The sequence below is a fragment of the Flagellimonas lutaonensis genome (assembly GCF_000963865.1).
GTDB lineage: Bacteria > Bacteroidota > Bacteroidia > Flavobacteriales > Flavobacteriaceae > Flagellimonas_A > Flagellimonas_A lutaonensis.
In genome coordinates this window covers 2314069-2327081 of record NZ_CP011071.1, presented here as the reverse complement: position 1 = coordinate 2327081, position 13013 = coordinate 2314069, and the positions used below count along the sequence as shown (strand labels likewise).

At 44.3% G+C, this 13013-nt stretch carries 13 protein-coding genes; 11 read left to right on the top strand and 2 right to left on the bottom strand.

Annotated features, from left to right (window positions below; all coding sequences use genetic code 11):
• Window positions 1–154 precede the first annotated feature (154 nt).
• On the top strand, window positions 155–547 hold the full coding sequence (locus VC82_RS10865; protein WP_470295033.1) for a DUF1573 domain-containing protein: 393 nt from the start codon (window positions 155–157) through the stop codon (window positions 545–547).
• Between the two features lie 49 nt (window positions 548–596).
• Here the strand turns inward: VC82_RS10865 and VC82_RS10860 are convergent, their stop codons facing one another.
• Window positions 597–1928 carry an aspartyl protease family protein gene (locus VC82_RS10860; protein ID WP_045802397.1) on the bottom strand — a complete coding sequence of 444 codons (1332 nt, stop codon included), beginning with the start codon at window positions 1926–1928 and terminating at the stop codon, window positions 597–599.
• A 141-nt stretch (window positions 1929–2069) separates the two neighbouring features.
• Between VC82_RS10860 and VC82_RS10855 the strand changes: the two genes are divergently transcribed.
• The 9 genes from VC82_RS10855 (at window position 2070) to VC82_RS10815 (ending at window position 10875) form a co-directional block, all read left to right on the top strand.
• Window positions 2070–3266 (top strand): pyridoxal phosphate-dependent aminotransferase, encoded by a 1197-nt coding sequence (locus tag VC82_RS10855; RefSeq protein ID WP_045802396.1) that lies wholly within the window; start codon window positions 2070–2072, stop codon window positions 3264–3266.
• Window positions 3263–4279: a UDP-N-acetylmuramate dehydrogenase gene (gene murB, locus VC82_RS10850; protein WP_045802395.1), complete on the top strand. Its 1017-nt coding sequence runs from the start codon at window positions 3263–3265 to the stop codon at window positions 4277–4279. The genes VC82_RS10855 and murB overlap by 4 nt, the downstream gene beginning before the upstream one ends.
• A 194-nt stretch (window positions 4280–4473) precedes the next feature.
• On the top strand, window positions 4474–5040 hold the full coding sequence (locus VC82_RS10845) for an RNA polymerase sigma factor (RefSeq protein WP_045802394.1): 567 nt from the start codon (window positions 4474–4476) through the stop codon (window positions 5038–5040).
• The gene (locus VC82_RS10840) at window positions 5037–5795 is read left to right on the top strand and encodes an anti-sigma factor (protein WP_045802393.1); all 759 of its coding nucleotides are present in this window, start codon (window positions 5037–5039) and stop codon (window positions 5793–5795) included. Before VC82_RS10845 ends, VC82_RS10840 begins: the two co-directional genes overlap by 4 nt.
• A gap of 72 nt (window positions 5796–5867) precedes the next feature.
• Window positions 5868–6071 carry a hypothetical protein gene (locus VC82_RS10835; RefSeq protein WP_045802392.1) on the top strand — a complete coding sequence of 68 codons (204 nt, stop codon included), beginning with the start codon at window positions 5868–5870 and terminating at the stop codon, window positions 6069–6071.
• Window positions 6072–6109: 38 nt separating this feature from the next.
• A complete protein-coding gene (locus VC82_RS10830) occupies window positions 6110–6679 on the top strand; it encodes an RNA polymerase sigma factor (RefSeq protein ID WP_045802391.1) in 570 nt (189 codons plus the stop codon).
• A 44-nt stretch (window positions 6680–6723) separates the two neighbouring features.
• Window positions 6724–7602, top strand: coding sequence for a lipoyl synthase (gene lipA, locus VC82_RS10825; protein WP_045802390.1), 879 nt, complete (start codon window positions 6724–6726; stop codon window positions 7600–7602).
• A 43-nt stretch (window positions 7603–7645) separates the two neighbouring features.
• Window positions 7646–8656, top strand: coding sequence for a type I glyceraldehyde-3-phosphate dehydrogenase (gene gap, locus VC82_RS10820; RefSeq protein WP_045802389.1), 1011 nt, complete (start codon window positions 7646–7648; stop codon window positions 8654–8656).
• 47 nt (window positions 8657–8703) lie between these two features.
• Window positions 8704–10875 (top strand): ATP-binding protein, encoded by a 2172-nt coding sequence (locus VC82_RS10815; protein WP_045803397.1) that lies wholly within the window; start codon window positions 8704–8706, stop codon window positions 10873–10875.
• Here the strand turns inward: VC82_RS10815 and lpxK are convergent.
• On the bottom strand, window positions 10853–11866 hold the full coding sequence (gene lpxK / locus VC82_RS10810; protein WP_045802388.1) for a tetraacyldisaccharide 4'-kinase: 1014 nt from the start codon (window positions 11864–11866) through the stop codon (window positions 10853–10855). The two genes, VC82_RS10815 and lpxK, sit on opposite strands and share 23 nt — an antisense overlap.
• Window positions 11867–11916: 50 nt before the next feature.
• Between lpxK and VC82_RS10805 the strand changes: the two genes are divergently transcribed.
• A complete protein-coding gene (locus VC82_RS10805; RefSeq protein WP_045802387.1) occupies window positions 11917–13011 on the top strand; it encodes a Nif3-like dinuclear metal center hexameric protein in 1095 nt (364 codons plus the stop codon).
• The last annotated feature ends 2 nt before the right edge of the window (window positions 13012–13013 follow it).

The window sequence follows — 13013 nt, the reverse complement described above, 5'->3', positions numbered from 1 at the left end:
TTTAAGGGTGGCAGCGTTAATAATTGCCGCGATTCTGTTGAAAAATGACCAATCCGAAAAATACGAAACAAAAATAAGTAACGTTATTACATAACAAAAGAATTTTGGATGCAGCTGTGAAAACATTTACATTTGAAATTCACCCAAAACTAAAATGATGAAAAAAACTGTATTGTTGCTATTCGTAGGGCTTTTGGCTTTTGGTGTCCAGGCCCAAGAAAAAACAGCGAAAATTGAGTTTAAGACAGAGACCATTGACTATGGCGAAATTGAAAAAGGAAGCGATGGGGTGCGCGTTTTTGAATTTAAGAACACAGGTGATGCCCCTTTGGTCATCAGCGACGTGAAATCTAGCTGTGGATGCACCATCCCCAAAAAACCTGAAAAACCCATTATGCCAGGTGAAACCGGCGAAATTCAGGTGAAATATGACACCAAGAGGGTTGGGCCGATCCGCAAAGCGGTGACCGTTACCTCGAACGCTGACACACCCACCAAAATCTTGAAGATAAAAGGTTTGGTCAAAGATGGTGGCGCAAAAAAATAAGTAGGAATTATTATCCAACAAAAAACCCCGCATCAGCGGGGTTTTTTGTTTAAAAGAGTTTTTTCAGCACAAAACTGAAGGTCAAATCCTTGTTTGATCGTTCAATCAATACCCTGATACGCTTGCCCTCTTTCTCGTTCATCATTTTTAAAACCTCTTGCAATTTGTAGCGGTGCACCCTTTTGCCGTTCACGGCCAAGATTACATCGCCCTGTTTGAGGCCGGCCTCTTCGGCCGGGCTGCCGGCCCTAATGGCCGACACAACGATTTCGGGCACCAAACTCAATCTCGTACGGTCTTCAAAAAGTATCTGTACGCTTCCGATGGGGTTTTCATCGCTGTGTACAACACCCCTCGAATCTGTAATACGCTCGGCAATGTAGCGAACACCATTGTGCTGTAACTCAACACCGGCCAGATTATATTGGAAGGGTGCCTTGAAATTGCCATTTTTCTTGAGCGTAATCTTATTACGGCTATAATCGATTATTAGATTAAACCGCTTTAAGATTTCTGCCCCAACACTGCCGTTACGGTCTCCTAAATTTTTAATGGCCCCAAACGATTCCATGTACGGGAAAGCCGCTTTGGCATCTTTAAGAGTAAAACTACCGATGCGCACACCGTTCACTTTTGTTCTTTTTCCGAAAATGTGGCCGTTCAGTCCTTTGCCCAAATAGTCTTCGTAATTTTTTTCTGGTATGTCTATACCCTGCTCGGGATCTTGAAATAGCCATACGGCATCACTGCTTCCGGTATCGACCAATAGTTTTACAGGCACCTCTTTTTCATCCTTTACAAGAACCGCTGCGTCTATATAGGCCTTTCTATTGATAATGTCCAAAGGAAGCGTTTGGCTGCGCTTGCTCCCTTTGTATTTATAAAGCCCGGGGTCGTGCAGTTTCATGGTTTTGTTGACATAGTTTATCTCGACAACACAATCACGAAAAATATGGTATCCCAAGATGCCATGCACGGGAATGCCCAATGAAGTTGAAAAATTCAGGTCTTTGTCCAACACCACATAAAGCGGTTGGTCTTGGTTGACGGCCTTGCCCATTTTAAAGGTGTTCCCCACAGATTTCAAGGCTTTTATCGGTTCTCCCTCGCCAAGGCCCTTTAGGGTTATCTCAGAAACATTGTTGATCTGAACAGAATCTTTGTCTGAAAGGTTAAACAGTATGGGGTTGCTCACCCCGCTATCAAGTATGAACGACAGCTCGACACCGTTCACCTCAACGGGCACCACCATTAAATTGTTGATGAGCTCAAACTTTACTTTCTGGTATTTTTCACCTTCGGGAATCTCGAAAACTTGGCAAAAGGCTACAGGCCCCAAACAGAGCAAAAAAAGGGACACATATATTAGCCTTTTCTTCAATTTCCTTGATTTATAAAGAAGTACCTCTTTGAAAGTTACAAAATAATCTTTCTCATGACCCTAATTTTAACATTACCATAAAACACTGCCACTTGTTGTTTGGTAGCATAGGTTTTGCCATTTTTGTCTAAAATTTGAGAGATGCCAAAAATTTCGGTCAAAGGCAGTAAAATGCCCGCCTCACCCATCAGAAAATTGGTACCCTATGCCGAACAGGCAAAAAAGAGGGGCATCAGGGTAATTCACCTGAATATTGGCCAACCCGATATCAAAACACCCAAAATCGCCCTTGATGCCGTAAAAAATGCCAACATAGAGGTGTTGGCCTACAGCATGACCGAAGGGTCGGAGGCATATCGTCAAAAAATAAGCGGGTATTATAGAAAGAACGGTATCGAAGTCGCTGCCGATGACATCATTGTAACCACCGGGGGGTCTGAAGCCTTGTCTTTTGCCATGGGAAGTATTATGGACAATGGTGATGATATCATTATTCCCGAACCGTTTTACGCCAATTACAATGGCTTTGCCACCGCAATGGGGGTCTCGGTAGTGCCCATCGTATCAAAAATTGAAGAGAATTTCGCCCTGCCACCCATTTCTGAATTCGAAAAACTGATTTCGTCGAGAACCAAGGCCATATTGATCTGCAACCCGGGTAACCCTACCGGATATCTATACAGTAAGGAAGAAATAGCGCAATTGGCGCAATTGGCACGAAAACACGATCTTTTTATAATGGCCGACGAGGTGTACCGGGAGTTTACCTATGATGGAAGGGAGCACTATTCCATTTTACAAGAGCCAGACCTCGAAGACCACGCAATCATGATAGACTCCGTCTCTAAAAGATACAGTATGTGCGGGGCCCGAATTGGGTGCTTGGTCTCAAAAAACAAAGAGGTCATTAAAACCGCCATGAAATTTGCCCAAGCACGGCTATCTCCGCCTACCTTGGCCCAAATTGCCAGTGAGGCCGCACTGGATACACCCCAAAGCTATTTTGACGAGGTAATCGAAGAATATGCGACAAGGCGCAATGTATTGGTCAAAGAACTTCAAAAAATAGCGGGTGTAAAAGTGGCCGTGCCCCAAGGAGCCTTTTATTGTATTGCTGAACTGCCCATTGATAGTGCCGATGACTTTGCCCAATGGCTTCTAGAAAATTTTGAAATGAACGGCGAGACCGTAATGGTGGCACCTGCTGCCGGCTTTTATGCGACAGAGGGACTCGGACACAACCAGATCCGCATCGCCTACGTACTTGAAAAAGACAGTCTGGTAAGGGCCGTGACCATTTTGGGCGAAGCGTTACAGGCATATAAAAAAGTTAGGTGAACATTCAACAGAACATATCGCTAAAAAACCTGAACACCTTTGGTATCGACGTAAAGGCTTCCTTTTTTGTTGAGATAACCAGTTTGTTAGAATTGCAGAAGGCACTTGCCTTAGAGGCATATCCCAAGAAATTCGTGATCAGTGGGGGCAGCAACATGCTGCTCACCAAAGATATCGATGCGCTGGTATTGCATATCAACATAAAGGGCATTTCGATGGTTGAAGAAGACGATGACATGGTGGTGGTACAGGCCATGGCAGGCGAAAACTGGCACGAATTTGTCATGTGGGCAATTGACCGGGGGTATGGGGGCATCGAGAACCTTTCGTTGATTCCTGGCAATGTGGGCACTGCTCCCATTCAGAACATTGGTGCCTATGGCGTTGAACTCAAAGATGTATTTGTGAGCTGTACTGCTATGGAAATAGCCACTGGCGAACTAAAAGAGTTTGATAAGGAGGCCTGTCAGTTCGGTTACCGCGACTCTATCTTCAAAAGGGAAGAAAAAGGAAACTACATCATTACCGCTGTCAATTTACGGCTCACAAAACGCAACCACAAGCTCAATACTGACTACGGGGCACTGGAAAAAGAATTACTGGACCAAAATATTGTGTACCCGACCATTCGAGATATCTCGAATGCAGTGATCAAAATTCGCCGCAGCAAATTGCCCGACCCAAAAGAAATAGGCAATAGCGGCAGTTTTTTCAAAAATCCGGTCATCTCTCGAAAGACTTTCGAAAAACTTCAAAAAAAGCATCCCGGCCTACCATATTACGAGGTCGACAAAACCCAAGTAAAGGTGCCCGCAGGATGGCTGATTGAGCAATGTGGCTTCAAGGGTGTACGCGTGGGCGATGCAGGGGTACATGAAAAACAGGCGTTGGTACTGGTCAACTACGGCAATGCCTCAGGTACAGAGATATTGCAATTGGCCGAAGAAATTCAAGCTGCCGTAAAGAAAAAGTTCAAGATCCGGCTCACGCCAGAGGTCAATATAATAAGATGACCCCCGGATCAAAAATGATCGACAGGGGTCATACCAAACCAAACTAACCAAAAACTTTATACGTTTGAACAGCTGCCTCGGCAGCGAATCTTTATTGTAACGACGCTAAATAATCATTTTCATAATTTAGCGTTACCTTATATACGCAGAGGACACTTGTTTTGGATTTTCTGCAGAATGATTTTTAAAGGCCCATGAGCACACTACTTGAAAAGCATATTGTCGAGCTGTTGGCAGAACGCGATGAAAAGGCCATCTCGCTACTTTACGACAATTATGCCGACACCTTGTTCGGTGTGGCCTACAAAGTGGTCAAAGACGAAGAACTCGCCCAAGATGTACTGCAGGAAAGCTTTATCAAGATCTGGAAAAAATCAGATTCGTACGACCCCTCAAAGGCCAAGCTGTTCACTTGGCTCTTTAGAATAACGCGCAACACCGCCATCGACAAATTGCGAAGTGCCAATACAAAGGCTGACAAAGAAATCCAAATCGATGTATCAGACGTATATAATGTAGGCGTGAACAGTATTCGCCCTGAGTTTCTTGACATGCAAGAAACCTTGGAAAAAATTGAGCCAAAGTACCAAATTGTACTGGATGCCCTATTTTTTCAGGGAATGACGCAGCAAGAAGCCAGTGAAGAGCTGGATATTCCGTTGGGCACCGTTAAGTCAAGGCTAAAAATAGGCCTTCGTGAACTTCGAAAAATCTATGACGCTCAAGTTATACTGTTACTGCTGGTAAATTTGATGTTATGAAAGAAAAAATACGCATATTTCTAGATTCAGATCTGCTAGAGAAATATCTCTTGGGCGATACCTCTACGGAAGAATCACTTCAGGTTGAGCGCTACATAGCCATGTATCCTGAAGTGCGAAAGACCTATAACGAACTGCAGGAAAACTTGGAAGCCTTTGCCAAAATGCATGCCAAAAAAACTCCTGAAGGCCTTAAGGAAATTATCCTCAACAGAATTCGCAACGAGCGTATGGGCCGAAGAAGGTTCTACCGCTTTGCAGTGGCCGCCAGTATCGCTGCCCTTGTTTTTGCGGGCTCGTCCTATTTCTTTTGGAACCAGAACCAAGACCTTCAGAAGACCAATACCATGGTCACCAACAAAATAAAAACGTTGGAAGAAGACATGAAGGTGCAGCTCGAAGATTTGAGAAACCAGTACATCGTTCTCAACAATCCGAACACCAAGAAATACTCCATAAACGGCAATAAAAAGGCCAAAGAGTTAAAGGCCGTTGCCTATGTAAATCCGGTGAAAAAGTTGTCTTATATAAATGTAAGCCATTTACCGGAGCTGCCAGAAGACCAATGCTACCAGATGTGGGCCGAGGTAAACGGTGAGTTGGTCAACTTGGGAGTCATAAAACAGTTCGGCGACAAAGAACGCTTGATGGCCCTGCCCTATGGCGAAGATGCCATTGGGTATATCACCATTGAACCACAAGGAGGCAACCAGTCGCCTACCGTTCAGAACATAGTGGCAAACATCGACTATTGACCACGTACCTTAAAGTATTTATAAATGGGTGCCAAATGGCACCCATTTTCGTATCTTTGCGCAAAACCAGCAATGAAACTCGTACTTCTTACAATTGGCCTTTTGGCACTTGCCTTTTTGGGCATCACCATTAAGATCTGGTCTAAAAAAGATGGAAAGTTCGCCGGTACCTGCGCAAGTCAAAATCCATATTTGAACAAAGATGGTGAGGCATGCGGATATTGCGGAAAGCTTCCTAGTGAACAAGAATGCAAAAAAGACTCGGTGGCCACCTAGGCCAAGTATGCGATCATTATCTTTCACAAAAATAGTTTTTGGGCACAAACGCTTTACAAGACACTATTAAAAAAGCCAAAGAAGGCAACCAAATTGCTTTCAGTACCCTTTTGGACACTTTTTGGAACGATGTCTATGCCTTTCAATTGGTCAGGACCAAAAATGAGAACGACGCAGAAGACATTACCATACGCACCTTTTCTAAAGCTTTTGACAAAATAGCTACCTACGATGATGCCTATGAGTTCAAGACCTGGCTGATCACCATCTCAAAAAACCTTCACGTAGACCTGATCAGAAAAAGAAAGAGAAACATCTTGGCCGACATTGAGCCCCATGGCGATGAGGTCGGCAAGGTGCTCGATGAGAGTCCGTCGGCCGAAGACAAGTTGATAATCGAGCAAAATTTGGCAAATCTCCTCCAACATATAAAAAAATTGAAGCCCCATTACCAACAGGTCATCAATCTTCGTTATTTTAATGAACTGAGCTATGCAGACATTGCAAAAGAGCTGGATGAGCCCGTCAACAATGTCAAGGTAAAACTGCTCAGGGCCAGAAAACTACTGGCAGAAATCATCAAAAAAGGCAATGGCTCACTGAATTAGCCTATTTGCGTTGTTTCGTATCTTTGTAGTACAAAAACGTTGTTATGTCAATAGATGTCGCCGAAAGCATCGTGCCCCCGAAGAAGGGCAAGCCAAAATGGCTTCGCGTAAAACTGCCCACTGGCAAAAAATATACCCAATTAAGGGGTTTGGTCGATAAATACGACCTGCATACCATATGTACCTCGGGCAGTTGCCCGAACATGGGCGAATGCTGGGGCGAGGGTACGGCCACTTTTATGATTTTGGGCAATATATGCACCCGCTCGTGTGGTTTTTGCGGCGTCAAGACCGGGAGGCCTGAAAGTGTTGACTGGGCAGAACCAGAAAAAGTGGCACGCTCAATCAAAATAATGGGCATCAAGCATGCGGTGATCACTTCGGTAGACCGTGACGATTTAAAGGACATGGGCTCCATTATCTGGGCCGAGACCGTGAAAGCCATCCGGAGAATGAACCCCGACACCACTTTAGAGACACTGATTCCAGATTTTCAAGGGGTCGAAACCCATTTGGACAGAATTTTGGCCGTAGCGCCCGAAGTGATTTCACATAACATGGAAACCGTTAGAAGGCTCACCCGAGAGGTACGTATTCAAGCGAAGTACGACCGTAGTCTGGGTGTTCTTGATTATCTAAAGAAAAATGGCGCCCACCGAACCAAATCGGGCATCATGTTAGGCCTGGGAGAACGTGAAGAAGAGGTTATCGAAACCCTTGAAGACCTACGAAGGGCAAACGTAGACGTGGTCACCATCGGGCAGTATCTACAGCCTTCTAAAAAACATCTTCCGGTAAAAGAGTTCATCTTGCCAGAGCAATTCGAAAAATATGAGAAACTAGGCCTAGAAATGGGGTTCAGACACGTTGAAAGCGGAGCTTTGGTACGTTCCTCATACAAGGCGCACAAGCATATCGACTAAGGCCTGCCACAAATTGCGTTGGCTATTATATAAAAACACTAGAATGCCCCAAATCAATATTGGCATCAATGGTTTTGGCAGAATTGGCAGAACCCTTTTTAGACTTTTGCAGAAACACCCTGATTTTCGGGTGGTTGCCCTCAACGACCTTGGCAATGCCCAGACATTGGCCCATTTATTAAAATATGATAGCCTTCACGGGGTGTTCGATGGAGAAATAAAAGCCGAGGGCAATGCCATTTGGGTCAATGACCGCAAGACGCAAGTGCTTAACCACGAGCATCCCAAAGACATCAACTGGAAGCAATATGAAGTGGACCTAGTGGTTGAGGCCTCGGGAAAATTCAAGAATCGAAGTGCCTTGGAGCACCATTTGAAGAATGGGGCAAAAAAGGTTTTTCTATCGGTTCCGCCAGAAGACGATACCATAAAAATGGTGGTAATTGGTGTGAACGAAGATATTCTGGCCCCAACTGATGATATCATTTCCAATGCATCGTGTACCACCAACAATGCCGCACCGATGATCAAGGTAATACACGAATTGTGCGGAATTGAACAGGCCTATATCACCACTGTGCATTCGTATACCTCTGACCAGAGCCTGCATGATCGACCACATCGCGACCTGCGACGTTCCAGGGCAGCGGGACAGTCAATCATTCCAACTACGACAGGGGCCGCCAAGGCACTGACCAAGATTTTTCCAGAACTCTCGAATGCTATAGGGGGCTGTGGCATAAGGGTACCCGTACCAAACGGTTCGTTGACCGACATCACATTCAATGTAAAAAGAGAAACATCGATTGATGAAATAAACAGTACATTTAAGAAGGTTTCAGAAAATGAGCAAAAAAATGTACTTTTCTATACCGAAGACCCCATAGTATCGGTCGATATAAACAATAGTTGTTATTCTTGTACGTTTGATTCTCAGATGACCTCTGTAATTGGTAGAATGGTTAAAATTATTGGATGGTATGACAATGAAACAGGTTATTGTTCGAGAATGATCGATTTAATTGAACTGCTTATCAAGAACAGATACATTTGAAGGCAACAAATGCATATAAATCTATAGTGTGCTCCATTGTTTTGGTTGTGCTGGTATTTTTATGCCTTGCCCCTAGCTATGGCCAGAGCAGCACCACTTCTGATCCAGATATGCAAGAAATTTTTGAAAAGGCCCTACAATACAGGCATCAAAGTGACATCGACCAGGCCATTAAGGCTTTGGACGAAGCTGCTGAACTAGCTGAAAAAAACGAAGATTTCAAGGCCCTATTGGACACCTATCATAAATATGCCCTCATACACTTAGACCGTGAAAACCTCGAGGCTGCTGAATTCTACACAGCTAGGGCCAGTATTTTGTTAAAGGATTTGGAATACCCACATGGAGAAGCAGTCCATAAGTTTATCAATGCCTCCATTCTTTATAGGGAGGGCAATAATTTCCAGGCGATAAACATGCTTCAAGAAGCTCGTGAACTGAGCAATGACCGAAATTTGCTCAACAATATTTTGCTTGCCGAAGGAGATATTTTCATGAATATCGAAAGGCTTGAAGATGCAGCAAGAAACTACAATGCCCTTTTGGTCAACTCCGATGAAAAAGAAAGGGCCTATCTGGCAACGAAGGCCAACTTACGCCTGTCCGATCTTAATATGCGTATTTCGAAGCCAGAAGAGGCGATACAGCACGCCAAGGCAGCCCTTGAATTGGCCAAAAAGAACAATTTTTTTAGAGAGCTACTTCTTGCAAATGAGAAATTAACGGCCATCTATGAAAGAATAGGGGATTACGCACAAGCATTGCAGCACTTTCGCGAAGTGAACAATATTAAAGACTCATTGTTCAACATTGAGAAGGTAAAGGTAGAGGCCAAAACCTCAGATAAGATTCTTGTTGACCATATGAGCAATGAAATTGCCAAACTGACCGAGACCAACGAAAAATTGAGCCAATCGGCCAACCGATCTGAGATAACGGCCATATTGACCTCGGCATTCTTGGTCATTATTTCATTATTGGCGATCTCATTGTTCAGAAACAACCAGATCAAGCTTAAGACCAACGACCTTCTTCACACAAAGAACAAAGAACTGGAGTTGGCCAGGGATTCGGCCATATCAGCCATGAAGGCAAAGACCAACTTTCTTTCGACCGTTACCCACGAGCTGAGAACACCGCTATATGCTGTAACAGGACTTACCCACCTATTGCTCGAAGAAAATCCGGCAGAACACCAAAAAGAACATTTAAAATCATTGAAGTTTTCAGGAGACTACCTTTTGAACTTCATCAACGACATTTTACAGATCAATAAGATTGATGCCGACAAGGTAGAACCTTTGAGCGTCGAATTCAAGCTCAAAAAAGTGCTTACCGATGTCATTGAGACTTTGCAACAAAACGCCAAAGAGAACAATACGACCATTCATCTGAATTTTGATCCCAAGATTCCGCACACGCTACTAGGCGACCCGATGAAGCTTTCCCAAATTTTTATGAACCTTATCGGCAATGCGATTAAGTTCACCAAAAATGGTCGTGTAGAGGTAATTGCCAAACTATTGAAGAAAGAGGATGAGGATGTAAAGCTGTATTTCGAAGTAAAAGACAATGGCATAGGTATCACCGAAGAACAGCAAAAGAATATCTTCGATAGTTTCGAACAAGGGTCTATCCAAATAAACCGCGAGTATGGCGGTACCGGTCTTGGGTTGACCATTGTTAAGAGCTTATTGGGCCTTTTCGGAACCAAAATTGAGCTTGAGAGCGAAGTGGGCAAAGGCAGCTCTTTCTTTTTCGAACTCGACCTGAAAACAGAGGACAAAGCCATATCAGAGGTGCCTTTTGAACCGGACACCGAAGAATTCGACCTAAAGGGTCTTCATGTATTGGTGGTCGAAGACAATAAGATCAATCAGGTAATCACCAAAAAAATGCTGAACAAAAAGGAAATTACCTGTGACATCGCCAACAATGGCAACGAAGCAATTGATATGGCAACGGCCAATAAATATGATGCCATTCTCATGGACATTCATATGCCGGGCATAAGCGGCGAGGAGGCCACAAGGCAAATACGTAAGTTCAACAAAGAGATACCCATTATCGCCCTTACGGCCATTTCATTGGATGATAGCCTTGACAGCTTTTACGCCGCAGGTTGCAACGATGTGGTGACCAAACCCTTTAAACCAGAGGTTTTCTATCAAAAAATAGGGGAGAATATCTTCCGGTCTAAAATCGAGAACAATGCTTGAGAAAATGGACGACCCGTTGTTGGAGAATCGCTGCATCGTTATTTAAAAATCGGTGCCTTACCGGTAGGTACAATACATTGTCGAGCTTGCCTTCCAAACGACTAAAATCTTTTTCCGTCGTTAACACCACTTCAAATTTTTTGAATTTTTTCAGGTCATTTTTAGAAAAGTAGTGGTGGTCGGCGTATTTCAGGTGAACGAACTCTAGACCGCTTTCCTTTAAATGTTCGACCAATGGCTGTGGATTGGCAATGCCCGTTACCAACGCCATCGACATTCCCTTTAGGATTGCCAAATCGCACGATCGGTTGTTGCTCCTTACTTTTTCATCATAGGCCAAACCGCTGAAAAGTACCTTTTGATGCAATTGTGGATTTAGTTTGTTTGTGATGGACTCCCGTTCGCGCCCATCAATTTCATGTGGGCATTTCGTCACAATAATAAGGTCTGCCCTTCTGGCTTCTTTCTTCGCATCACGAAGGTTGCCCGTAGGCAGGTACCAATCATCCACATACAACTTTCCAAAGGGTGTTAGCAGTATTGAAAGACCTGCCTTCACACGGCGGTGCTGAAAAGCATCATCCAACAAGATAATATCGGGGCGCACACGCTTTTCCAAAGTGGCAATACCCCTTCTTCTATCGGCATCCACGGCAACCGTCACTTCAGAGAATTTCTTGTGCAACTGGTAAGATTCGTCTCCCAATTCCGCAACCGTAGACTGTGCATCGGCCAAAACAAAGCCCTTTGACTTTCGGCGGTAACCCCTGCTGAGAACGGCCAATTCATGACTGTCTTTGAGCATTTCTACCAGGTATTCGGCCATGGGTGTCTTTCCAGAACCGCCAACGCTCAGGTTACCAATGCAAATGGTAGGGGTGACAAAACTTTTTGACCTGAACAGCTTGATATCATACAGAAAGTTGCGCAGATACACCGCCGCCGCGTAGAGAAGTGACAACGGAAAAGCCATGACCCGTAGTAAGTACATCACAGGGCGAAATTATAATATTTTATCTTTAACAACCCAAAACAGGCAAAATGAAAGTTAAGCATATCATCGAACATCTTGAAGAACTTGCTCCCTTGCACTATGCCGAGGACTTTGACAATACGGGGCTTCTGGTGGGAAACGCCGAACAAGAGGTCACGGGCATCTTGATTTCTCACGACACCCTGGAAAATGTTGTCGAAGAGGCCATGGCCAAAAACTGTAACATGATCGTCAGTTTTCATCCCATAATCTTCGCTGGGCTGAAACGGCTGACAGGTAGCAGCTATGTTGAGAGAACGGTTATCAAGGCCATTGAGAACAAGATAGCCATTTTAGCCATCCATACGGCTCTTGACAATGCAATCGATGGGGTCAACGCCAAAATTTGCCAGGCACTGGGCCTCAAAAATTGCCGCATTCTCTTGCCAAAAACAGGCACCATAAAAAAACTGACCACCTTCATACCAAAAAAAGATGCTGATCTTCTGCGGAACAAATTGTTCGAGGCAGGAGCCGGAAATATTGGAAATTATGAAAACTGTAGCTTTTCTGTGGATGGAATGGGTAGCTTCAAGCCCCAAGAAGGCGCCAACCCGACCATTGGTAAAATTGGTGAGACACATTACGAATCTGAAACCCAAATCAACATCACCTTTGCCTCACACCTAGAAAAAAATATCTTACGCACGCTGTTCAGGCATCACCCCTATGAAGAAGTGGCCTATGAAATCACCACCCTCGACAATACCAACCAAAAACTGGGCATGGGCATGGTAGGCGAACTCGAATCGCCGGTAGCGGAGAAAGCCTTTTTACGGTTCGTGAAAGAACGCATGCAAACGGGCTGTGTACGACATTCGGCCCTGTTGGGCAAAAAGGTAAAAAAAGTGGCCGTCTTGGGGGGCAGTGGTGCATTTGCCATAAGGGCCGCAAAGCAGGCCGGTGCTGACGTATTCATTACCGCCGACCTGAAATACCACCAGTTTTATGAGGGAGAGGGCCAGTTGGTATTGATGGATATCGGACATTTTGAATCTGAACGGTTTACAAAAAATCTGATATACGATTTTCTTACGAAAAAAATCCCTAATTTTGCAATCGCTTTATCGGAAAGTGATACTAATCCCATCAAGTATTTTTAGAA